Origin of the sequence: Corynebacterium humireducens NBRC 106098 = DSM 45392, assembly GCF_000819445.1 — a bacterium.
GTDB classification, from domain to species: Bacteria; Actinomycetota; Actinomycetes; order Mycobacteriales; family Mycobacteriaceae; genus Corynebacterium; species Corynebacterium humireducens.
Genome location: NZ_CP005286.1, coordinates 691432 through 711163, shown reverse-complemented (window position 1 = coordinate 711163; position 19732 = coordinate 691432). Strand labels below are relative to the sequence as shown.

Here is a 19732-nt window from a genome sequence, read left to right as displayed (position 1 = left end):
CCCAACTCTAACCCGCGCGGTATTCTTTTCTGCATGACTGCTCATCTCGACGATGCCCGCCTCACCCGCCTGATCGCACAGGGGACGGGAGAGATCCTCAAGGGCGTCCGCAATGTTGGTGCCCTGCGTGGCCGCAGCCTCGGCGATGCAGGCGACGACCTCGCCCAGAACTGGATCGCCCGGGTGCTCGAGCAGCACCGCCCGGAGGACGGCTTCCTCTCCGAGGAGATGGCGGACAGCCCCGCCCGCCTGGAGAAGGACCGCGTCTGGATCGTCGACCCGCTCGACGGCACTAAGGAGTTCGCCACGGGCCGCCAGGACTGGGCCGTGCACGTCGCTCTCGTGGAGAACGGTTTCCCCACTCACGCCGCGGTGGGCCTGCCGGACCTGGGTGTGGTGTTCAGCAGTGACGAGTCCCGGGCGGTGACGGGCCCCTTCTCCCGCAAGATCGCGATCTCGCACAACCGCCCGCCGGCGGTGGCGCTGCGCATCGCCGACCGTCTGGGTTTCCAGACCGCCGCGATCGGCTCCGCCGGCGCCAAGGCCATGCACGTCCTGCTGGGTGACTACGACGCGTACATCCACGCCGGCGGCCAGTACGAGTGGGACTCCGCCGCGCCGGTGGGCGTCGCCACGGCGGCCGGTCTGCACTGCTCGCGTCTCGACGGCTCGGAGCTGACCTACAACAACAAGGACACCTACATGCCGGACATCGTCATCTGCCGTCCGGAGCTCAAGGACGAGATCCTCACCATGGCGGCGGAGTACTTCCGGGACAACGGCCACTACTAGAGGCGGTGGCCTCGGACACCCGCAAGTTGAGTATCGTGGCGTCCATGAGCGCTTCGATTCCCACGCCCTACGAGGACCTCCTCCGGGAGATCCTCGAGGAGGGTGCCCCGAAGGGTGACCGCACCGGCACGGGCACCCTCAGTGTGTTCGGCCGTCAGCTCCGCTACAACCTGGCGGACTCCTACCCGCTGCTCACGACGAAGAAGGTGCACCTGCACTCCGTCGTCGGTGAGCTGCTGTGGTTCCTGCGCGGCGACTCCAACGTGACGTGGCTGCAGGACAACAACATCCGCATCTGGAACGAGTGGGCCGACGAGAACGGCGAGCTGGGTCCCGTCTACGGCGTGCAGTGGCGTTCCTGGCCGACGCCGGACGGCTCCCACATCGACCAGATCGAGCAGGCGTTGACGATGCTGCGGGAGAACCCGGACTCGCGTCGCAACGTCGTCTCCGCATGGAACGTCTCGGAGCTCGACGAGATGGCGCTGCTCCCCTGCCACCTGCTGTTCCAGCTCTACGTCGTCGACGGCCGCCTGTCGCTGCAGGTCTACCAGCGTTCGGCCGACATGTTCCTGGGCGTGCCCTTCAACATCGCCTCCTACGCGCTGCTGGCGCACATGTTCGCGCAGCAGGCGGACCTGGAGGTCGGCGAGCTCATCTGGACGGGCGGCGACTGCCACATCTACAACGACCACCTGGACCAGGTGCGTGAGCAGCTCTCCCGCGAGCCGCGCCCCTACCCGCAGCTCAACCTGCGCAAGGCGGCGGGCATCACGGAGTACACCTTCGGGGACGTCGAGGTCGTCGGCTACGACCCGCACCCCGTCATCAGGGGCCGGGTGTCCGTCTGATGGCGGTGCTGGGCGCCATCTGGGCGCAGTCCCTCGACGGCATCATCGGCGACGGCGCCGGCATGCCCTGGCACGTGCCGGAGGATCTCGCGCATTTCCGGGAGGTCACCAGCGGCCACCCCGTCATCATGGGTCGCCGTACCTGGCTGAGCCTGCCGGAGAGGTTCCGTCCGCTGCCGCAGCGCGAGAACCTCATCCTCAGCACCCGCTCCCCCGGCGACTGGTCGGCCGGCGGCACGGTGGTCTCCGAGATCCCGCTTATCGACGCCCCCGAGGCATGGATCATGGGCGGCGGCCAGGTGTACGCCGCGACGATCGAGGACTGTGACGTCCTCGAGGTGACCCTCATCGGCGTGCAGCTGGGCGACGCGCTGGGCGACCGTGCCGTGTACGCCCCCGAGATCCCCCACAACTTCGGGCTGGTGTCCGACACGGACTGGCTCGTGTCCGACAATGGACGCCTGATCCTGGACGACCAGCCCAGTGATCTTCCCCTGCGCTACCGTTTCCTGCGGTACGAGAGAAAGGAAGCAGCCTGACATGGCCGAGAACCACGTGACCATCTACGCGACGACCTGGTGCCCCTACTGCATCAACCTGCAGAAGCGCCTCGACCGCACCGAGACCCCCTATGAGCTCATCGACGTCGAACTCGACGCCGATGCCGCCGCCTGGGTCGAGTCGGTCAACGACGGCAACCGCGTCGTGCCGACCGTGCGGTACTCCGACGGCACGCACGCCACCAACCCGGAGGCCGCCGCCGTGCGCCGCAAGCTCGAGGAGCTCAGCTCCTAGTCCTCGTCCTCCTCACCGAAGAGGGCGACCATGTCCTCCGGGGACAGGGAGGCGTTGAGGCCGGCGAGCTCCAGGGAGTAGACCTGCTTGAGGTAGTGGTCGAGGACGTCGGAAAGCTGCTTCGCGTCAACCTTGTTGAGCAGCAGCAGCCGCTTCGAGGAGCCGCCCGGCACCTGCTTGTCGATGGACAGCACCGGGACACCATCCTTGGTCACGATCTCGGCGACGATGTCCCGTCGCTGGACGTCGATGAAGGTCGGCTGGTTCTGGGCCACGGCGTGGTCCTTTCTGGCAGGAATAATACGTTCCCTTCCAGGATAGTTGGCCCGCCCCGGTTTCCAACACTCCGCCCATGTACGGTACCCTCACCTTTGGTGAACATCACGTTCCCAACCTGCCCTGCCTCTGTAGCTCAGTGGATAGAGCACCGCTCTCCTAAAGCGGGTGTCGGAGGTTCGATTCCTCTCAGGGGCGCCGAGACCCCCGTTGACGCTGGTCAGCGGGGTTTTTTCTTGTTTAAGTTCGACCCGATGTGACACTGTGCACCACTTATCCACCACTTTGCTGACCAGCTATGACGCATTCTTGCGTAACCGCGTTTCGGCAAATCGTTCCAGGATGTCCGTCAGATCCGGTGCCTGGGCAGCCCGGGCAGCAATGTAGTGCTTCCGAGTCATTGCGGTAGAGGCATGCCCCAGCTGCGCGGCGGCGTCCTTGTCACCGGACAGCTCGTCGATGAGCGTGGCCACGGTTCGCCGCATCACGCGGAAGTCCACCCAGTTGAACTTCTCGTTGTCGCCCCGGCCGGCCGCCTGTCGCGCGCGGCGCCACTGGTTGCGGATGGTGTCAGGATCGCGGTGAGTACCGACTGCGGTACAGAACACCGGGGTGGAGTCACCGGGGTCGAGCTGCTTCGAGCGAAGCTCAGCCAGCACCTGCACCGCATACGGGGGCAGCGCCAGGAGACGGACATCGGAAGCCTTGGTGAACGGCTGACGGAACAGTCCTTGCCCCTTGGTACGAACCATGGTGGCACTGACCGTGACGGTCGGGGTCTCCGCGTCGAAGTCGATGTCGCACCAGCGTAGTGCGGCAACTTCCCCAGGACGGCAGCCGGTGGCTAGGAGGATGTCTACGAACGACAGCAGGTCGTGCCCTCGGCCGGCGGTACGACCATCAGGCTTGCTTGGTGCTCCGTTATCGTCCACGAGGCCTGCTTGCCACTTCTGGACGCCGTGGCGGAGGTCAACGAGGTCATCCGGGGTGAGGACGACGATGTTTCGAGGAACGAGCTTCCCCTTGGGGAGTTTGGTCACGGGGTTGTCGGGGATAGCGTCGTGGGAAATGGCAAGAGCGAAGGCCTGGGAGAGGATACTGCGGGCGCGAGCACGAACGCCAGGGCTGACGGTTTCGAGGAAACGGGCGATGCGGCCGGGTGTGGTTTCGGCGACGGTGATGCTGCCGATGGCAGGGGTGATGGTGCCGGTGATGGTTTGCCGGTAGTCATCCTTGGACTGGGGGCGGAGGCGGTCCTTGCGGTCGAGCCAGTAGGTGCACAGGTCAGCGATGGTGGTGTCGGGTGAGATTCCTCCGGTGTTAGCGGCGGTGGCGGCGGTGCGGGCAGTGAGCCGGTCGAGAAGTTTGCGCTTGGCGGCGGTGGTGGATTGTGCGCGGGCGCTGACGCGTCGGAGTTTGCCGTCGGCGTCGCGGAACCGTGCGCGGGCTTCCTTGGCGCCGGTGGGGGTGGTGAAGACGTGGATGTCTCCCCAGGAGCCGATGGGGGTGCGGGGTCGTCCGGCCATCAGGGCACCTGCTCGAGTTCAGCGAGGGCGTGGTTGATGAGGTGGAGCTCATCGGGGGTGACGACGTCGAGGCGGGTTCGGAGGGTGGGGAGGTCGAGGTTGAGTTCCCAGGCGAGGGTGGTGTGGTTGTGGCCGCCGTGGGTCCAGATGACGGCGTCGAGAAGTTGCTCGACCGGGGTGAGCTGGCGTGCGGTTGCTTTGTCGACCTTGGTTTCTTCCTTGGCTTCTAGGCCTGGTGGTGGGAGTCCGCGGTCGACGTGGATGAGTTCGTGGGCGAGGGTGCAGCGGCGGCCGGCTTCGGTGAGTCGTGGGTTGAGCCAGATGGTGGTGCCGTCGGTGATGCCGGCGATGCCGTCGGGGAGTGGGATGGTGTCGATGATGGTGTGGTGTGGTTTCATACCCCACGGTTTAGCACATTGGTTCGACATGAGGGCTCCCGGGTTTTCGAACTAGTCACCTTCGAAGGTGGAGCGGTCTGCCGGGTCGACTCTCCGCGCGACTGCGCGTAGCTGGGGTGGAGCAGTTTCGCCGAGGCGATCCCGCAGCCGCCGGTCGAGTTCCGCGATGAGCTCATCATCGGGCACCGCCGACAGATCACCATCCCACCCATCGGGAGTTGACTGCAGTAGGAGCTCGAGCGAAGCTGCAGCGTCCCCACGATCGATCCTTCGCAGTTCGGCAGGCGTCACCCCGACGGCCAGCGCCATTGCAGCCAAGGTGTCGGCAGGCGCGTCGACAGAGATGCGAACCCCGCCCTTTACCGTCCTGTAGCCCTTTACTATCTGGCGCCACCAGCCCTCGGAGATGCCGGCCATAGACGCGGCCTTACGTATCGAGAGAACCGGAGAGCGGTTGGTGCGAGCAGCTTCAACGAGCTGTCCCTCCGGGGTCCGGTCATCTTGCGGTGTGGTCATGAACATCAGCGTAGTTATGCGTACGCGTACCAGCCAGCCCTGTCCAATTTACGCAGTTTCATGGATGTAATTTTCGAACACTGCAGGTCACACCACCTTGCGCCACATTCGCGCACACATTGGTTGACATTCGCATTTCTACGCTTTAGTGTGAGGCCCATGACCCCACCTCACACACCCCGCCGCCCCTGGGTTGAAGCCCAGACCTTCCTCGACCGAGACGGCATGACCCAGACCACCCTCGCCCGCGAGACCGGGTTCTCCGTCTCCTACATCAACGACCTCATCCGCGGCCGCCGCTCCCCCAACGGCCGAGTCATCAGCCGTGTCGCCGCCGTCCTGAAAGTCCCGAAGTCCATGCTCATCCCCGCCACCGAGGACGCAGCATGAACACCACCGACCTGATCACCGCCGCGATCACCGCCGCCGTCCGCGAAGCCGTCCGCGAGGAAGTCAGCCAACTCGTCGACCAGCTCAAGGCCCCCAACCCGTCACCTGTAGATGGACCCGAGTTCCTCTCAACGCTGCAGGTCGCCGAGATCACCGGCATCAACGAGAACACCTTGCGCCGCTGGCGCTCCGACGACGATCCCGCCGGCCCGCCGTACGTCCGCTTCGGCCGCGCCGTCCGCTACCGCCGCTCCGACATCGACCAGTGGGCCAACTCCCCCTTCTCAACCCGGGGCCGACCATGACGAACCTCGCCCGCCACCTCGACGACCCCTCCCCACTGTTCTAGACCACAGACAAGGAACCACATCATGACCACATCACTGCATCCCGTCACCCTTCCCCCAGCCGCCACCTACCAGGAATGGCTCGAGCAGCGCCGCGAAGGCGTCGGATCCTCCGATGCGTCCGCGATTCTCGGCCTGTCGACCTACGAGTCGGCCTACTCCCTGTGGGAGCAGAAGACCGGCAAGGTCCCGCTCGATCCACCGGTCGACGACGCCACGGAGGAGCTCCGCCGTTGGGGACACCTCCTGGAGCCGATCATCCGGGAGGAAACCGCCCGCCGTCTGGACCTGACGATCACCAAGCCCGATCACGCGTTCGCTCACCCGGAGCGAGTGTGGCAGCGCAGCAACCCGGACGGGCTGACCGACACCGGAGCACTGTTCGAGGCGAAGAACACCCACTTCCGCAACTCCCACCTGTGGAACGGGCAGATCCCGGACCACGCCGAAATCCAGGTCCACCACTCCGCCGCGGTCCTCGGCACTGACCACGCGATCGTCGCCGGCCTCGTCGGCGGGAACCGTCTGTTCATCCACGAGATCGAGATCAACCCCACCATCGTCGACATCATCACCGAGGCGGAGGCCACTTTCTGGGAGTACGTCGTCACTGACACCCCTCCCCCGGTCGACGGGCACGTCCGCACGATGCAGTCGATCACCCGCGAGTGGGCACACAAGCCCGGAGTGAGGGAGGTCCAGGCGGCGGAGATCGAGGACGTGTGGGAGGCGTGGCGTGAGGCCGACGCCGCGGAGAAGGACGCCAAGGCACGCAAGTCGGAAGCGGTCGCGAAGATCGCCGCCCTGATGGACGGCCACAACGAGCTCGTCACCGGCAACCGTGTCTGGGCGAAGACCCAGCGTGGCCGGATCGACCTCAAGCGTCTGACAGCCGACCACCCGGACCTGGTCGCCACCTACATGCGCGTCCCCTCCTTCGACCTGGAGGCATTCAAGGTCGACCACGAGCAGCTGTACCGGCGCTACCAGTCCGTCAGCATCCGTCCGAAGAACTAACCCACCCCACCCAAGGAGAAGAATCATCATGGCTCGAGATCTCGAGAACCGACTCACCCAGTCCACCACCAACACGCCCGCACAGCGGCCGGCCGTCACCCTGGCGGATCAGGTCCGGTCGATGGAAGGGCAGTTCCGTATGGCGATGCCCCGCGGCATGGAGGCCGCCCAGCTCGTCCGGGACGCGTTGACCGCTCTGCGGCAGAACCCCCAGCTCGGTGAATGCGACCCCGCGACCGTGCTCGGTGGGCTCATGACCTGCGCTCAGCTCGGTCTGCGCCCCGGTGTCCTCGGGCACGCCTGGTTGCTGCCGTTCTGGGACAACAAGTCCCGCACCCGCAGGGCCCAGCTCGTGGTCGGCTACCAGGGCCTGGTGGAGCTGGCCCACCGGTCGGGGCAGATCAAGTCGCTGATCGCCCGCACCGTGTACGCCAACGACACCTTCGACGTCGACTATGGCCTGGAGGACAAGCTCGTCCACAAGCCCGTGATGCGCGGCCCGAAGGGAGAGCCGATCGCGTACTACGCGGTCGCGAAGTTCACCACCGGTGGCCACGCGTTCTACATCATGAGCCACGACGAGATGCTCGAGTACCGGGACGCCCACGCCACAGCGAAGACCCGCGACGGCAAGGTCGTCGGCCCGTGGGCCACGAACTTCGAGGGCATGGCACTGAAGACCACTGTCCGCCAGCTGGCGAAGTGGCTGCCGAAGTCCACGGAGATGGCCCAGGGCCTGGAGGCCGACGGCTCAGTCCGGGTGGATCTCACCCCGGCCGCGATTGACTACCCCGAGCATGTCGACGGTGAGGTCATCGGAGAACCTGACGGGCAGCCGGTGGAACCATCCGCTGAGCAGCAGCCGTCGGAGGGGCTCTGATTGATGGGCCACTGGGCGAATCGGGCGGCGTGCCGGGGTGAGGATCCCACCCGGTTCGTCCTCGACGAGCAACCGCACCTGGTGCCAGCTGACAAGCGCGACAGGGTTGCGTTCCAGCTGTGTGCCGGGTGCCCCGTGCGGGCGGAGTGCGCTCAGGACGCCCTGACTCATCGCGACGTCGGTGTCGTGCGGGCCGGGGTGTGGATCGGGCTTCACCCCAGCGCGTCGCGCCCCACGAACAAAGCGATCCGTCAACTCGCCGCCCGCGCCAACGAAAGAAGGTAGTCCATGACCTGGTTCAAGATCGACGACGGTTTCTACGATCATCCGAAATTCCTGGATCTGCCGAACGCTGCTGTCGGTCTATGGGCTAAGGCCGGCGCTTGGTGCGGTCGCCATCTCACCGACGGTGTCATTCCAGCCTCTCAAGTGCGTGTTCTCAAGGGAACTCCAGCACAGATTCGCGTGTTGCTTGAGGTCGGCTTGTGGGTCGAATGCGAATCGGATTCCGGTGCAAAGTGCTACCGCTTCCATGACTGGGAGGACTTTCAGCCCACCCGAGAACAGAAGCTCCAGGAGCGAGCGAATAGCGCAGAGCGACAGAGAAGATCCCGGGAACGACGCCAAGTTGGAGCCAATCTTGACTCAATTCGCACTCGATCTGAGCACGAATTGCACCCCAATGTGACCTCAAATAGAACGGAACTCGCCTCCGAACATGGACCCAATCTGCACACAAATAGAACGAGAACACGTCCTGAATCAAACAGCCCCAACAGCCACTACCAGCACGAACAGGAAAATGTCACGCGTGACTCACACGTGACACCCTCCCGTGACAAGCGCGTGAGTCACACACAGGTGTCACACCGCCCCGACCCGACCCGACCCGACCCGACCAATACAGGGGTAGAGGTAGCTGCTAGCTACAACGTTGATAGCGACAAACCAGCCAAGCTGGCAGCAGCAATCGATCATGCGGTGTTGGTCCGTCCGGGCTCACGCCCTGGACTCACCTCAGCTGTCAAGAACCTCACCCGCCAGGGCTACGCGAACGAGGACATCATCGCCGGGCTCAAGGCATGGCAGGCACGCCCCGACGCCGGCCCCGGGCTGCTCCGCAACCTCGTAGACGACGCCTCCGCTTCCCGGGAGGCAAAGACCCAGGCATCCCTGACCCGTACCGCCATCAACAACTGCCATCTCTGCGACGACCGCGGCCTCATCGACACCTTCGACGACGCCGGCATCCCCATCGCCATCCGCTGCGACCACACCAACCCCCCAACCCCCATCACCACCACCCGACAACCCCACAAACCACGAACATCCGCGTCCCTACGCCGACAACTCATCAACACTGCCACCCGCAACCCGTCAGAAACACACCAGAACGACCCACCAGACGACAAACAACCCCACCCCGCACCCCAACCCCCAAACCACACCCCCAACCCCGCAAACGACCACACAGACCCAGAAACCAAAACCGCATGACCGAACACAAGACCACCGAACACACCCTCCACCTCCCCCACACCACCCCACCCCTCCACGCCAACCAACGACACCACTGGGCCGTCCGAGCCAAGCTCACCCGCCAACTCCGCGACGACACCCACATCCTCGCCCGGGCGGCGAAGCTCCCCCAGGGCTGTTCGTTCGCGACGGTGACGCTTCACTACCTGCCGACGACTCGACGCCGGCGGGATCGGCACAACCTGTATCCGACGGTCAAGGCGTGCATCGACGGTCTTGTCGACTACGGCCTGGTGCCGGATGACAGTGCGGTGTTCGTGTCGGCGCCGGAGCCGGTGATTCATCCGGCTAATCGGTCACCCCGGCGTTCGAGACTGTGGTTGGAGATCGAGACGAAGGAGGTGGCGTAGTGGCGCGGAGGCCGGATCCGGTGAGAGCTGCTGCTCTTGCTGAGCGGCGTAAGCGTGTCCTTCAGGCTCGTCTGGAGGGCCGGAGCTTTCGCGCGATTGCCGACGCCGAAGAGCTATCGGTGTCCACGGTTCACGACGACTACACGCGTGCCCTGGGGGATATTCCCCGGGCTGAGGCGGACTCGCTGCGCAAGGTCGAGGGCGCTCGTTTGGACGCGCTGCAGGCCGCGGTGTGGGAGAAGGCGATGCTCGGCAACTTGGATGCCGGCCACCAGGTGCTGCGCATCATCGACCGTCGTTGTCGGCTGTTCGGGCTGGATGCTCCGCAGCAGGTTGAGCTCAGCGCTGGGGATGTCGACCTGGACGCGACCGTGGCGAAAGTCCTGGAGGCGGCGCAGGCAGCTGTTCGCGTGAAGGACGGAGAGGAGGGATCCAGTGGAGTCGTGGATGCCTGATGATCATGTGACTGAGGCGGTCCTTGATGGTCGGAGGGACTATCGGCAGTTGTCGATGCCGGATTCGCGGTGGGTGGTGGCGGAGCTGACCCATCGGGGCTATTCGGTGCGGGAGATCGCTGGGTGGCTGAAGTGCTCGACCAGGCAGGTGAAGCGGGTGCGAGCGGAGCTGCTGACGGAGGTGATGGGACTCTTGGCCGAAGAGCGCGAACGAGCCGCACAGGCAGAGAGAAGGTTTGCGAATGTTCGGCGCGACAACTCGCGCCTCGTTGAACGGTGCGCTGAGCTGGAGACGCGAAACGACATTCACGTCATGGCGACGTTGTCGCAGCTCGGCACGGGGAAACGAAGCTCAGCACCCCACTAACCACCCCCGGAATGGGGAACCCCGTTTTCAGTGCGTACATTTGCGAATACCATGCGAGACGTACGCAGCCCCACGCAGTAAGGCTCTTCCATGAAAATCCCGAACGAATCCCCGGATACCCCTCCCCAGGTGCCCGACCCCCTCGCCATCACCTGGAAAGACCTCCTCTACGCCCTCGCCATCCTCACCATCACCTACCCCCTCCTCGTCGCCCTCCTCCTGATCGGACCCCACCCATGACCTGCACAACCTGCACCGGAACCACCCTCAAAACCCCCACCAACCCCACCCCAGCAGCCAAAGCCCGCCACACCCGCAACCAAGCCACCCTCGCCCACATCGCCTCAGTCCACCGCGCCAGCAGCGGCACCTGGGAAGTCTGGATGAGAGCCACACACACCTTTGAAGGTGTGCCCACCTACCACGATGAGCACCGTGCAGAGCTGACTGATGAACTCCTGGCAGCCCTACCTGACAAGGAGCTCCTGGACCTGGTGGAAGAAATTGAGCAGGACCCAAAGGACCCAGGCACCTTCACCGTCCACTTCCTGTGGACAGGTCAGGTGGATGCCTGCGAAGACACCTACGAGCAGGCAGCCCTCGAAGCCATGCAGGACGACGGCTACCCCACAGACCACTTCACCTGCGACCACGACTACTCCGAATTCCAAGGCACCGAGCGCTAACCCACCCCCACCCCGGAAAGGAACCACACCATGACCACCTACATCGACCCCCAGAAACTGGACCAGCTCGTCACCTCCTGGGAACAGGAAGCAGAAACCACCCCCGACACCAGCGTGAAATCCGTCCTCACCCACGTCGCCCAGGAAGCCAAGCAACTCCTGCCCGAACACGCCACCACCACGATGAAGACCCTGGCCACCACCAGGGCAACAGCCCTGGCCAACGCCCTCCTCGGAGACCAAGGGGAAGCCTTCACCACCGGCACCTTCAAAGACGCAGCAAACATCGACTTCGACGTGCACCTGTCCGGAGTGCAGTTCGCCGTCAACATCGTCGTCTGGCATAACCCCGACAGCCACCACTCAGTCACCCTGCGTCAGGCCATGCCCTTCACCCACGTGCTGAATCTGTCCACCACTGACTGGCACACAGACACCCTGGAAAAGCTCATCCGCCTCGCCGCAGCAGACCACGCCCGCCGCCACCAGGAGAAGGAGGCCCAGGATGACTGACAACCCTGTGGCCACCATCCACTTCAACTCCCCCGAACACGACCCCCTCAAAATCCCCCGCCCCCTCCACATCCACCAGGAACCCGACGGCACCCTCACCTGCTGGGGCTCCGAAGCCCACATCCCAAACACCAAGAAACTCACCCTCGCCGGCTTCACCCGCCCCACAGCACTCCTGTCCTGGATCTCCCCCTCAGAGGTCCTGGCAGACCCCGACTCCCTCACCGGCCACCAGGTCGAGATCTTCGACCCTGACGAAGACGACGGGTTCAGCCTCCTCCACACCATCAAGGCCATCGAGCATGTCTGACCCCCACACCATCACCGTCCAGACCACCGGCCCCGACGGCCAACCCATCTACCGCACCTTCCGCAACTGCACCATCACCCCCGACAGCGGAACCCCAACCACACGCACAGCACAGCAACAGGCCGCCGACTACATCAAAGCCCGCCAGCTGGCAGGGGCCGACCCCCACGTCCTCGAGGAGACCTGACCCATGGCACACACCACCATCATCGGCCACCTCGGCAAAGACCCCGAACTCCACCAATCCACCACCGGCACCATCTACACCCGCCTCAGCCTCGCCTGGTCCGAACGCTACAAAGACCGCACCGGCACCTACATCGACGGCCCCACCACCTGGATCAGCATCACCGTCTTCGGCCGCCAAGCCGAAAACGCCGTCGACTCCCTCCGCAAAGGCCACCAGATCATCGCCACCGGCAACATGCGCACCGAAATCTGGGCAAGCGACCACGGCGAACAACCCATCGTCACCATGATCGCCGACACCATCAGCCCCGCCCTGTTCACCCAAGTCGTCGACATCCACCGCGACGACCACGACAAACCACCCACCACCCCCGATGACACCGACACCCCACCCTTCTGACCCCACCCACCACGCCAGCATCGACGCCTGGCAACTCGGCCGCTACCCCGGCCGCCACGTCTTCGCCCGCCCCCACAACACCCCGGACACCACACCAGCCCACTGGTGCCAACTCCTCGACGTCTGGATCGAAGACACCCTCATCATCGGCCTCATCGACTGGCACGGCACCCCCTCCCGCGTCCACTGGCTGATGACCAACCGCGTCCAGGTCGAACTCACCCCCACTGAACACCAGCACGCCCACACCACCGACCTCGGCAACGGCTACCGCTGCACCCACTACGACCCCTGGGCCGACGGCCCCACCGTCCCCCTCGAGCACCGCCAACCCGCCCCACCCCACCGACCACCCCGCACCCAACCGCCGGCCACCAAGAGCACTGACCAGCCCGCCCTCTTCACCCTCTAGAAAGACCACCATGACCCCCACCATCACACCCCGCGACCACGACGCCTACATGCAAGTCCTCTGGTACTTCGACCCCACCGCACCCGGCGCCCGCCAACCCGGCAGCTTCAGCCACCACCTCATCCAGGCCTTCGCCCGCGCCGACATCACCAACACCCTCCTCCTCAGCAGCGTCTACCCCGCCTACGGCACCGCCATGCGCATGGTCCAGGAAGGACTCAACGGCGGCCTAGACCAACTCAAGACCTGGGGACAGCAGATCACCGCCGGAACCCTCGGACCCGACCATGACTGACACCCAGCCCATCACCTACTACACCCCCAACCGACGTATCACCGCCCTCGACCGACAGATAGCCATGTACCTCAGCGTCGAGACCGGCCGCCCCGTGACCGTCAAGACCAGGCCCCGCAAACGGTGGAAGTTCTGGGCCCGCCCCGACACCACCCACCCCACCCTGGCAGAGGCACTACAGGAAGCCCTCGCACCATGACCACCACCCTGACCGTCGGCCTCATCACCCTGACCCTGTTCACCACCATCTCGCTCCGCCTCCTCGCGGCCGAGATCCTCCGCCTGAACAGCCACCTGGAACACACCCACGCCGTCGCTCACGCCGCCCTCGCCGCCCTGGAGCTCCACCTCCAGGGCAAGGACGTCGAGATCCTGCATCTACCACTCCGCGACACCCCGGAAGAGGAGTAAAGGCCGATAATCCCGAACCCCCCACTACCCCCATCTTGGGGTATGGGTGGACTGAAAGCGAAACACTCACCCTCGCTGAACAGGGAAAACTTGCCTACCGGTGTCCAAGGTCTGAACGACCCGGGCTATCGGCTTTGCGGAAGCTCCGCTAGAGTCAAGACACGCAACAAAGAGTCGCAGGAGGTTACTTGGCATCCAAAAAACTCCCCCGGCGTCTCAGCAAACTCAAGAAGATTCTGGACAAGCAGGGCTGGACGCAGGACTTCACTAGCAGGGGCCACCCCCGCTTCACCCCTCCGCCAGATTTGAAAAACGACAATGGCCAAGTGGCTTATCCCGTCGTTTTCTCAAAGACCCCTTCCGATCACCGGAGTGACAAAAACTCCATCTCAGATCTCCGAAAAGCTGGGGCAAAGATCCCCAATAATTTTAAGACGAATTAGGATAACGCAAGCCATGAGGAACTACACCGTTTGCATCATCACCGCTGAAGTGGAAGACAACAACTGGGAAGCACACTACGACTTCCTGGATGATATTCCCGGCTCCTCCCTGGTCGAAAACCCCTCCGCCCCCCAGCTCACCTTTGACATTGACGCAAAGGACTGGAACGGTGCTCAGATCTTCACCCTCGGCCTTGCAGATCTTCTTGGAATTACGATCATCAGCTTCCAGAAGCTGGAGGAAAGGCCCAGCAAGGGTAGCCCGGCTGCGCCTCACATCGAAATGGTCGACGAATGGGTGTCTAATTCACCTAGCCGCAAACGCGAACTCTGCGCGTAGATGACGCATTCCTCAGCAAACCAAATCTAAAACTCCCCATCTTTTTTGATGGGGAGTTTTCTTTTTCCAGGGATACTAAACTTTTTTGCCTATCTCGGTAATATTGAGCACATCCAACTACTAACCGAAAGGCACCTCATGAGTGACACCAACCGATCTATCAGTTTCCCGACTCGCCGCCAGGTCAAGAACGACTCGATCCGCATCAACTTCTCCCGCGAAGACGGCCAGACCGTTGCTGTCAAGATGGCGACCCTCTACACGGACGGCACACTCAAGATCGTCGTCGACGACACGGAGACCTACTACCCGGCGACGTCCTACTTCAGCGTGGTCTTCCCGACAAGAACGGCCAACCCGGACACGAAGCGTCCGCGAGCTGTAATCGCCTAGGACCGTGCTGGAACACGACCGGCGGCAGGCCGCGATTCGTCACCTCGCAGGACGAATCGCGGTCGAACTCGTCTGGCCCAACCCCGACCTCACCACCCACCCTGAACAACACGCAGCACACCTGATCACCCTCGTCTGCAACACCAACATCGACGTCGGCCTCGCCGCCCTGGCCGTCGCCGGCCCCCTCATCGCAGACCTCCACGGGCACCCACCCAACATCAACCTCGCCGCAGCCCTTATAGAGGACACCCTCGACGACCACCCCGACAACCGACTCGGCCACGACATCGGAATCGGATTCTGCCGCCACGTATTCAACATCGACACCATCGACCAGGCCATCGACTTCTTCGGGGAAACCATCGCCGACCCCACCCTGACCCAGGAACAAGCCGACGCGATGTTCCTGTCCGCCCTCAGCACGATCCTCACGATCTACGCCACCGCGTTCTAACCAGTCACCCGCCTCCACCAGCATGGCTGGCATGACCACACCTGATGACCTCCTCCGCAACGTCGTCGCCGCTGAAACCGCCGGATGGACCAAAGCACAGAAAGCAGCCCTGCTGCACCGCCTCGCCCGCGAAGCCACCCGCATCGATGTCGGCCACCGCTACCCCACCGCCGGGGCCCTCGCCCAGTCCATCGACCCCACCACCGTCCAGACCCCCGCCCTGGAAACCATCGACCAGGCCCTCGAGTGGGCCCTGACCACCCGTGACGCCCGCCTGGCGATCAGCTTCCCACCACAGGAAGGCAAGACCACCCGCGTCGGCGTATGGGGGCTCTTCACGATTTGGAGTGCGTAGCTGACCACGGGGTGGGGTTCGGGGTGGCACAACATGTAGAGGTCCTGGCCGGTACAAGATGAGAGTTGCGAAGCTTCCATCTGACCGAACCAGGACCCTACTGTGCAGCCTAGTGGCAACCTCGTCGCCGACACCATCTGCCGCACGGCAGAAATCGGCCTGACCATCACCGGAGCCGCTGACGCCGGCAACATCACCATCATCGACGCCACCCCGGTGGCCGTGGCCACCACCTGTCCCGAGTGCGGACACCCCGGGACGAAACGTGATCACGTGGTCCGGACTCTGGTCGACCTGCCGGTGGTGGGGTTCCCCACCCGCCTGCATGTGCGCGTCCCCAGATTCCTGTGCACGATGGCGTCCTGTCCCCGCAAGATCTTCCAGGCTTCACTGGCCTGCGCGGATGACCGATCCAAGCTCACCCACCGCGTCACCCGCTGGGTCCTCCAGCGACTAGCGATTGACCGGATGAGCGTGGCTGCGACCGCCACAGCGCTGGGCGTCGGGTGGGAGCTGGTCAACCAGGTCGCACTGGATGCCTGCCGCCAGCTCGTCTACGACGATGCTTCCCACCTCGATGGAGTCCGGATCCTCGGTGTGGACGAACATGTCTGGAAGCACACCCGAAAGCCAGGCCAGCCGTCCAACCTGGTGACGATCCTGGTCGACCTCACCCCGCTGGTCGACGGACGTGGGCCGGCCCGACTACTGGATATCCGCCCAGGCCGCAGCGCAGACGTGCTGCGCACGTGGCTGCAGGAACGCGACCCTGGCTTCCGGGAGCAGGTGCAGGTCGTGACCATGGACGGGTTCACCGGCTACGCCAGCGCTGTCGACCAGGTCCTCCCGGGCGCCACCAAGGTCATGGATCCCTTTCACGTGGTCCATCTGGCAGCTGACAAGCTCACCGGATGCCGGCAACGGCTCCAACGAGAGACCACCGGACGCCGGGGCCGCAAGGACGATCCGCTGTACAAGCACCGTCGCACGCTACTGACCAGGACGGACTACCTCACCGAGCGGCAGAAACAGCGACTGGACATGCTGTGGGCCACCGATGACGACTACGTGGCCCTGGAGGTGACGTGGATGTTCTATCAGGACGTGATCCAGGCGTACGGGCATCCGAAGAAGTCGGAGGGCAAGAAGTTGATGGACCGGATCATCAACACCCTGCGCAAAGGCTTGCCGAAAGGTCTGGAGGAGCTGGCTCAACTCGGGAGAACCCTGTGGCGTCGGCGGGAAGATGTCCTGGCGTACTTCGATATCGGGGCGTCCAACGGTCCGGTCGAGGCGATCAACGGACGGCTTGAGCATCTACGCGGGATTGCTCTGGGGTTCAGGAATCTCAACCACTACATCTTGCGGTCACTGATCCACTCCGGCCAGATACACAACCGGATCAACGCACTCTAAATCGTGAAGAGCCCACAATCCGTGCGGCTGGGGTACCGCCCGTGGTGGGGGCGCGGTGCCGGTTGAAGTCCACCTGGGAGAACAGGCCACCGCCGGCGGGGGTGGGCTGCCCGAGGTAGAGGGCGGACCAGACTCGCTCGCCGACATCCTGCCGGATCCGGGCGAAGTCGTCGGGGGTGCGGCCGCGGGCAGAGTCCATCGCTTCCCCGGCTGGCCGGTTGAGGGCGTCGGGGACACCGGGCGTGGCCACGGCGGGAATGTTCACGACCTTCCACAGCGGTTCCGCGCGAAGCTTGTCCTGGGCGAGGACGTGACCGACGAGGTCGGCTTCGTGCCAGCGGGTCTGGATGATGATCACCGGGGCTCCCGGGGCAAGACGGGTCTGGGCGACGGATTCCCACCAGGTGATGACCTTCTCGCGTTCGACCTGTGAGTCGGCTTCGGCCATGCCCTTCAAAGGGTCGTCGACGACCAGCACATCTGCGGGCTGTCCTGTCAGTGATCCGCCGACACCGACGGCGTAGAGACCGCCGCGGTGGCCGGCGAGTTTCCAGTTGCCGGCCGCGGACTTGTCGTCGGCGAGGGACAGTCCGAGTTTGTCGGGGAGGGACGCGCCGGTGAGGGGGTCGGTGGCGCCGTGGCCGTGTTCGCGGATGATGTTGCGGGCTTGGCGGGCGGTCGAGCGAGCGAGGTAATCGGAGTAGGAGGCGATGACGCATCGGCGGTCGGGGTCTTGCACGAGGGCACGGATGACACCCCATACGGGCTCTTCACGATTTAGAGTGCGTTGATCCGGTTGTGTATCTGGCCGGAGTGGATCAGTGACCGCAAGATGTAGTGGTTGAGATTCCTGAACCCCAGAGCAATCCCGCGTAGATGCTCAAGCCGTCCGTTGATCGCCTCGACCGGACCGTTGGACGCCCCGATATCGAAGTACGCCAGGACATCTTCCCGCCGACGCCACAGGGTTCTCCCGAGTTGAGCCAGCTCCTCCAGACCTTTCGGCAAGCCTTTGCGCAGGGTGTTGATGATCCGGTCCATCAACTTCTTGCCCTCCGACTTCTTCGGATGCCCGTACGCCTGGATCACGTCCTGATAGAACATCCACGTCACCTCCAGGGCCACGTAGTCGTCATCGGTGGCCCACAGCATGTCCAGTCGCTGTTTCTGCCGCTCGGTGAGGTAGTCCGTCCTGGTCAGTAGCGTGCGACGGTGCTTGTACAGCGGATCGTCCTTGCGGCCCCGGCGTCCGGTGGTCTCTCGTTGGAGCCGTTGCCGGCATCCGGTGAGCTTGTCAGCTGCCAGATGGACCACGTGAAAGGGATCCATGACCTTGGTGGCGCCCGGGAGGACCTGGTCGACAGCGCTGGCGTAGCCGGTGAACCCGTCCATGGTCACGACCTGCACCTGCTCCCGGAAGCCAGGGTCGCGTTCCTGCAGCCACGTGCGCAGCACGTCTGCGCTGCGGCCTGGGCGGATATCCAGTAGTCGGGCCGGCCCACGTCCGTCGACCAGCGGGGTGAGGTCGACCAGGATCGTCACCAGGTTGGACGGCTGGCCTGGCTTTCGGGTGTGCTTCCAGACATGTTCGTCCACACCGAGGATCCGGACTCCATCGAGGTGGGAAGCATCGTCGTAGACGAGCTGGCGGCAGGCATCCAGTGCGACCTGGTTGACCAGCTCCCACCCGACGCCCAGCGCTGTGGCGGTCGCAGCCACGCTCATCCGGTCAATCGCTAGTCGCTGGAGGACCCAGCGGGTGACGCGGTGGGTGAGCTTGGATCGGTCATCCGCGCAGGCCAGTGAAGCCTGGAAGATCTTGCGGGGACAGGACGCCATCGTGCACAGGAATCTGGGGACGCGCACATGCAGGCGGGTGGGGAACCCCACCACCGGCAGGTCGACCAGAGTCCGGACCACGTGATCACGTTTCGTCCCGGGGTGTCCGCACTCGGGACAGGTGGTGGCCACGGCCACCGGGGTGGCGTCGATGATGGTGATGTTGCCGGCGTCAGCGGCTCCGGTGATGGTCAGGCCGATTTCTGCCGTGCGGCAGATGGTGTCGGCGACGAGGTTGCCACTAGGCTGCACAGTAGGGTCCTGGTTCGGTCAGATGGAAGCTTCGCAACTCTCATCTTGTACCGGCCAGGACCTCTACATGTTGTGCCACCCCGAACCCCACCCCGTGGTCAGCTACGCACTCCAAATCGTGAAGAGCCCGATTACCTACGCCGCCCAGGAGGACCGGCCCACCGATCCCCTGGCCGCACTTCGTCAGGTCGACGGGATCGCAGTGCCCGACCAGACGGATCCGCCCTTTCGGATCCACCCGTGGCGGGCGAAGGGCGACAAGGTTGCCCGCGCGGCCGGTACCCGGCAGGCCTCAGCTACAGGCCGTCTACGGATGGTGGGCAGCCACCCGGAACTCGAGGAGCAAGCCACCCGATGGCTACCCGGGCAGGATTCCCCCGACCGGATGGACGCCCTGGTCAACGGGTTCGAGCGCTGCATGCAGTTGGTGGGCTCGCAGTCCGAGATCGCCACACCAGGACAGGTTGCGACGCCGTCCACCGGATTGGGCGCGTTCTGGGCCTCACCCATCGGATGACGGAC

Annotated in this window: 33 protein-coding genes and 1 tRNA gene; 28 read left to right on the top strand and 6 right to left on the bottom strand. The window is 64.4% G+C overall.

The window, feature by feature from the left end:
* Window positions 1-33: 33 nt before the first annotated feature.
* The 4 genes from B842_RS03625 to B842_RS03610 are packed head-to-tail and all read left to right on the top strand — an operon-like array spanning window position 34 to window position 2438.
* Window positions 34-792, top strand: a complete 759-nt coding sequence (locus B842_RS03625) for a 3'(2'),5'-bisphosphate nucleotidase CysQ (protein WP_040085239.1) — start codon at window positions 34-36, stop codon at window positions 790-792.
* Window positions 793-836: 44 nt separating this feature from the next.
* The gene (locus B842_RS03620; RefSeq protein WP_040085237.1) at window positions 837-1643 is read left to right on the top strand and encodes a thymidylate synthase; all 807 of its coding nucleotides are present in this window, start codon (window positions 837-839) and stop codon (window positions 1641-1643) included.
* Between the two features lie 5 nt (window positions 1644-1648).
* Complete coding sequence (locus B842_RS03615; protein ID WP_082028484.1) at window positions 1649-2182, top strand: dihydrofolate reductase; 534 nt, start codon at window positions 1649-1651, stop codon at window positions 2180-2182.
* Window position 2183: 1 nt separating this feature from the next.
* Complete coding sequence (locus B842_RS03610) at window positions 2184-2438, top strand: mycoredoxin (RefSeq protein ID WP_040085235.1); 255 nt, start codon at window positions 2184-2186, stop codon at window positions 2436-2438.
* Here the strand turns inward: B842_RS03610 and B842_RS03605 are convergent.
* The gene (locus B842_RS03605; RefSeq protein WP_040085234.1) at window positions 2435-2713 is read right to left on the bottom strand and encodes a cg0963 family protein; all 279 of its coding nucleotides are present in this window, start codon (window positions 2711-2713) and stop codon (window positions 2435-2437) included. The two genes, B842_RS03610 and B842_RS03605, sit on opposite strands and share 4 nt — an antisense overlap.
* Window positions 2714-2839: 126 nt before the next feature.
* On the opposite strand from B842_RS03605, the gene B842_RS03600 reads away from it, so the two are divergent.
* Window positions 2840-2912 (top strand) — tRNA-Arg (locus tag B842_RS03600).
* Window positions 2913-3010: 98 nt separating this feature from the next.
* On the opposite strand, the gene B842_RS03595 is transcribed toward B842_RS03600, so the two are convergent.
* Genes B842_RS03595 through B842_RS03585 form a run of 3 tightly spaced genes read right to left on the bottom strand, consistent with a single transcriptional unit; the run spans window position 3011 to window position 5154 of the window.
* Window positions 3011-4240: a tyrosine-type recombinase/integrase gene (locus B842_RS03595; RefSeq protein WP_040085232.1), complete on the bottom strand. Its 1230-nt coding sequence runs from the start codon at window positions 4238-4240 to the stop codon at window positions 3011-3013.
* Window positions 4240-4638: a hypothetical protein gene (locus B842_RS03590; protein ID WP_052437720.1), complete on the bottom strand. Its 399-nt coding sequence runs from the start codon at window positions 4636-4638 to the stop codon at window positions 4240-4242. The genes B842_RS03595 and B842_RS03590 overlap by 1 nt, the downstream gene beginning before the upstream one ends.
* 51 nt (window positions 4639-4689) lie before the next feature.
* Window positions 4690-5154 carry a hypothetical protein gene (locus tag B842_RS03585; protein ID WP_156119425.1) on the bottom strand — a complete coding sequence of 155 codons (465 nt, stop codon included), beginning with the start codon at window positions 5152-5154 and terminating at the stop codon, window positions 4690-4692.
* Between the two features lie 159 nt (window positions 5155-5313).
* Here B842_RS03585 and B842_RS13380 point away from each other — a divergent pair, with 159 nt between their 5' ends.
* The 22 genes from B842_RS13380 to B842_RS03470 all read left to right on the top strand — a co-directional run bounded on the left by B842_RS13380 (window position 5314) and on the right by B842_RS03470 (window position 17119).
* Window positions 5314-5544: a helix-turn-helix domain-containing protein gene (locus tag B842_RS13380; protein WP_040085230.1), complete on the top strand. Its 231-nt coding sequence runs from the start codon at window positions 5314-5316 to the stop codon at window positions 5542-5544.
* Window positions 5541-5849, top strand: coding sequence for a helix-turn-helix transcriptional regulator (locus tag B842_RS03575; RefSeq protein WP_040085229.1), 309 nt, complete (start codon window positions 5541-5543; stop codon window positions 5847-5849). The genes B842_RS13380 and B842_RS03575 overlap by 4 nt, the downstream gene beginning before the upstream one ends.
* Before the next feature lie 66 nt (window positions 5850-5915).
* Complete coding sequence (locus tag B842_RS03570) at window positions 5916-6908, top strand: YqaJ viral recombinase family nuclease (protein WP_040085228.1); 993 nt, start codon at window positions 5916-5918, stop codon at window positions 6906-6908.
* 28 nt (window positions 6909-6936) lie between these two features.
* Entirely contained in the window at window positions 6937-7788 is an 852-nt protein-coding gene (gene recT, locus B842_RS03565) for a recombination protein RecT (RefSeq protein ID WP_052437719.1), read from the top strand.
* 3 nt (window positions 7789-7791) lie between these two features.
* Window positions 7792-8073 carry a WhiB family transcriptional regulator gene (locus B842_RS14135; protein ID WP_040085227.1) on the top strand — a complete coding sequence of 94 codons (282 nt, stop codon included), beginning with the start codon at window positions 7792-7794 and terminating at the stop codon, window positions 8071-8073.
* Window positions 8074-8076: 3 nt separating this feature from the next.
* Window positions 8077-9285, top strand: coding sequence for a hypothetical protein (locus tag B842_RS13625; protein WP_156119424.1), 1209 nt, complete (start codon window positions 8077-8079; stop codon window positions 9283-9285).
* Window positions 9282-9677, top strand: a complete 396-nt coding sequence (locus B842_RS03550) for a RusA family crossover junction endodeoxyribonuclease (RefSeq protein WP_040085226.1) — start codon at window positions 9282-9284, stop codon at window positions 9675-9677. The genes B842_RS13625 and B842_RS03550 overlap by 4 nt, the downstream gene beginning before the upstream one ends.
* Complete coding sequence (locus tag B842_RS03545) at window positions 9677-10132, top strand: hypothetical protein (protein WP_040085225.1); 456 nt, start codon at window positions 9677-9679, stop codon at window positions 10130-10132. The genes B842_RS03550 and B842_RS03545 overlap by 1 nt, the downstream gene beginning before the upstream one ends.
* A gap of 603 nt (window positions 10133-10735) precedes the next feature.
* Window positions 10736-11185 (top strand): hypothetical protein, encoded by a 450-nt coding sequence (locus tag B842_RS13815; protein ID WP_169744844.1) that lies wholly within the window; start codon window positions 10736-10738, stop codon window positions 11183-11185.
* 30 nt (window positions 11186-11215) lie between these two features.
* Window positions 11216-11698, top strand: coding sequence for a hypothetical protein (locus B842_RS03530; RefSeq protein ID WP_040085222.1), 483 nt, complete (start codon window positions 11216-11218; stop codon window positions 11696-11698).
* A complete protein-coding gene (locus B842_RS03525) occupies window positions 11691-12008 on the top strand; it encodes a hypothetical protein (protein WP_040085220.1) in 318 nt (105 codons plus the stop codon). Before B842_RS03530 ends, B842_RS03525 begins: the two co-directional genes overlap by 8 nt.
* Window positions 12001-12195 carry a hypothetical protein gene (locus B842_RS03520; protein WP_040085219.1) on the top strand — a complete coding sequence of 65 codons (195 nt, stop codon included), beginning with the start codon at window positions 12001-12003 and terminating at the stop codon, window positions 12193-12195. Before B842_RS03525 ends, B842_RS03520 begins: the two co-directional genes overlap by 8 nt.
* Window positions 12196-12198: 3 nt before the next feature.
* Entirely contained in the window at window positions 12199-12597 is a 399-nt protein-coding gene (locus B842_RS03515) for a single-stranded DNA-binding protein (RefSeq protein ID WP_052437717.1), read from the top strand.
* Window positions 12572-13009, top strand: coding sequence for a hypothetical protein (locus B842_RS03510; RefSeq protein WP_040085218.1), 438 nt, complete (start codon window positions 12572-12574; stop codon window positions 13007-13009). Before B842_RS03515 ends, B842_RS03510 begins: the two co-directional genes overlap by 26 nt.
* Window positions 13010-13019: 10 nt before the next feature.
* Window positions 13020-13304 carry a hypothetical protein gene (locus tag B842_RS03505; protein ID WP_040085217.1) on the top strand — a complete coding sequence of 95 codons (285 nt, stop codon included), beginning with the start codon at window positions 13020-13022 and terminating at the stop codon, window positions 13302-13304.
* Window positions 13297-13503 (top strand): hypothetical protein, encoded by a 207-nt coding sequence (locus tag B842_RS03500; protein WP_040085216.1) that lies wholly within the window; start codon window positions 13297-13299, stop codon window positions 13501-13503. Before B842_RS03505 ends, B842_RS03500 begins: the two co-directional genes overlap by 8 nt.
* Entirely contained in the window at window positions 13500-13715 is a 216-nt protein-coding gene (locus B842_RS03495; protein ID WP_040085214.1) for a hypothetical protein, read from the top strand. The genes B842_RS03500 and B842_RS03495 overlap by 4 nt, the downstream gene beginning before the upstream one ends.
* 456 nt (window positions 13716-14171) lie before the next feature.
* The gene (locus tag B842_RS03490) at window positions 14172-14498 is read left to right on the top strand and encodes a hypothetical protein (RefSeq protein WP_040085213.1); all 327 of its coding nucleotides are present in this window, start codon (window positions 14172-14174) and stop codon (window positions 14496-14498) included.
* Window positions 14499-14636: 138 nt separating this feature from the next.
* Window positions 14637-14891, top strand: a complete 255-nt coding sequence (locus B842_RS03485) for a hypothetical protein (protein ID WP_040085211.1) — start codon at window positions 14637-14639, stop codon at window positions 14889-14891.
* A 4-nt stretch (window positions 14892-14895) separates the two neighbouring features.
* Window positions 14896-15348 carry a hypothetical protein gene (locus tag B842_RS03480; RefSeq protein ID WP_040085210.1) on the top strand — a complete coding sequence of 151 codons (453 nt, stop codon included), beginning with the start codon at window positions 14896-14898 and terminating at the stop codon, window positions 15346-15348.
* 31 nt (window positions 15349-15379) lie between these two features.
* The gene (locus tag B842_RS03475) at window positions 15380-15703 is read left to right on the top strand and encodes a hypothetical protein (RefSeq protein ID WP_040085207.1); all 324 of its coding nucleotides are present in this window, start codon (window positions 15380-15382) and stop codon (window positions 15701-15703) included.
* Between the two features lie 102 nt (window positions 15704-15805).
* A complete protein-coding gene (locus tag B842_RS03470; RefSeq protein ID WP_040085205.1) occupies window positions 15806-17119 on the top strand; it encodes an ISL3 family transposase in 1314 nt (437 codons plus the stop codon).
* On the opposite strand, the gene B842_RS03465 is transcribed toward B842_RS03470, so the two are convergent.
* Both B842_RS03465 and B842_RS03460 read right to left on the bottom strand, forming a co-directional pair.
* Window positions 17106-17858: a terminase large subunit domain-containing protein gene (locus B842_RS03465; protein WP_052437716.1), complete on the bottom strand. Its 753-nt coding sequence runs from the start codon at window positions 17856-17858 to the stop codon at window positions 17106-17108. The two genes, B842_RS03470 and B842_RS03465, sit on opposite strands and share 14 nt — an antisense overlap.
* A gap of 38 nt (window positions 17859-17896) precedes the next feature.
* The gene (locus B842_RS03460) at window positions 17897-19210 is read right to left on the bottom strand and encodes an ISL3 family transposase (protein ID WP_040085205.1); all 1314 of its coding nucleotides are present in this window, start codon (window positions 19208-19210) and stop codon (window positions 17897-17899) included.
* A 118-nt stretch (window positions 19211-19328) separates the two neighbouring features.
* Between B842_RS03460 and B842_RS03455 the strand changes: the two genes are divergently transcribed.
* The gene (locus B842_RS03455) at window positions 19329-19727 is read left to right on the top strand and encodes a hypothetical protein (RefSeq protein ID WP_156119423.1); all 399 of its coding nucleotides are present in this window, start codon (window positions 19329-19331) and stop codon (window positions 19725-19727) included.
* Window positions 19728-19732 lie beyond the last annotated feature (5 nt).

Bases quoted from the DNA above. Each gene is read 5' to 3' on its own strand.
- B842_RS03625 (WP_040085239.1), top strand. From the start codon at position 34: ATGACTGCTCATCTCGACGATGCCCGCCTCACCCGCCTGATCGCACAG.
- B842_RS03620 (WP_040085237.1), top strand. From the start codon at position 837: ATGAGCGCTTCGATTCCCACGCCCTACGAGGACCTCCTCCGGGAGATC.
- B842_RS03610 (WP_040085235.1), top strand. From the start codon at position 2,184: ATGGCCGAGAACCACGTGACCATCTACGCGACGACCTGGTGCCCCTAC.
- B842_RS03595 (WP_040085232.1), bottom strand. From the start codon at position 4,240: ATGGCCGGACGACCCCGCACCCCCATCGGCTCCTGGGGAGACATCCAC.
- B842_RS03590 (WP_052437720.1), bottom strand. From the start codon at position 4,638: ATGAAACCACACCACACCATCATCGACACCATCCCACTCCCCGACGGC.
- B842_RS03585 (WP_156119425.1), bottom strand. From the start codon at position 5,154: ATGACCACACCGCAAGATGACCGGACCCCGGAGGGACAGCTCGTTGAA.
- B842_RS13380 (WP_040085230.1), top strand. From the start codon at position 5,314: ATGACCCCACCTCACACACCCCGCCGCCCCTGGGTTGAAGCCCAGACC.
- B842_RS03575 (WP_040085229.1), top strand. From the start codon at position 5,541: ATGAACACCACCGACCTGATCACCGCCGCGATCACCGCCGCCGTCCGC.
- B842_RS03570 (WP_040085228.1), top strand. From the start codon at position 5,916: ATGACCACATCACTGCATCCCGTCACCCTTCCCCCAGCCGCCACCTAC.
- recT (WP_052437719.1), top strand. From the start codon at position 6,937: ATGGCTCGAGATCTCGAGAACCGACTCACCCAGTCCACCACCAACACG.
- B842_RS14135 (WP_040085227.1), top strand. From the start codon at position 7,792: ATGGGCCACTGGGCGAATCGGGCGGCGTGCCGGGGTGAGGATCCCACC.
- B842_RS13625 (WP_156119424.1), top strand. From the start codon at position 8,077: ATGACCTGGTTCAAGATCGACGACGGTTTCTACGATCATCCGAAATTC.
- B842_RS03550 (WP_040085226.1), top strand. From the start codon at position 9,282: ATGACCGAACACAAGACCACCGAACACACCCTCCACCTCCCCCACACC.
- B842_RS13815 (WP_169744844.1), top strand. From the start codon at position 10,736: ATGACCTGCACAACCTGCACCGGAACCACCCTCAAAACCCCCACCAAC.
- B842_RS03530 (WP_040085222.1), top strand. From the start codon at position 11,216: ATGACCACCTACATCGACCCCCAGAAACTGGACCAGCTCGTCACCTCC.
- B842_RS03525 (WP_040085220.1), top strand. From the start codon at position 11,691: ATGACTGACAACCCTGTGGCCACCATCCACTTCAACTCCCCCGAACAC.
- B842_RS03520 (WP_040085219.1), top strand. From the start codon at position 12,001: ATGTCTGACCCCCACACCATCACCGTCCAGACCACCGGCCCCGACGGC.
- B842_RS03515 (WP_052437717.1), top strand. From the start codon at position 12,199: ATGGCACACACCACCATCATCGGCCACCTCGGCAAAGACCCCGAACTC.
- B842_RS03510 (WP_040085218.1), top strand. From the start codon at position 12,572: ATGACACCGACACCCCACCCTTCTGACCCCACCCACCACGCCAGCATC.
- B842_RS03505 (WP_040085217.1), top strand. From the start codon at position 13,020: ATGACCCCCACCATCACACCCCGCGACCACGACGCCTACATGCAAGTC.
- B842_RS03500 (WP_040085216.1), top strand. From the start codon at position 13,297: ATGACTGACACCCAGCCCATCACCTACTACACCCCCAACCGACGTATC.
- B842_RS03495 (WP_040085214.1), top strand. From the start codon at position 13,500: ATGACCACCACCCTGACCGTCGGCCTCATCACCCTGACCCTGTTCACC.
- B842_RS03490 (WP_040085213.1), top strand. From the start codon at position 14,172: ATGAGGAACTACACCGTTTGCATCATCACCGCTGAAGTGGAAGACAAC.
- B842_RS03485 (WP_040085211.1), top strand. From the start codon at position 14,637: ATGAGTGACACCAACCGATCTATCAGTTTCCCGACTCGCCGCCAGGTC.
- B842_RS03475 (WP_040085207.1), top strand. From the start codon at position 15,380: ATGACCACACCTGATGACCTCCTCCGCAACGTCGTCGCCGCTGAAACC.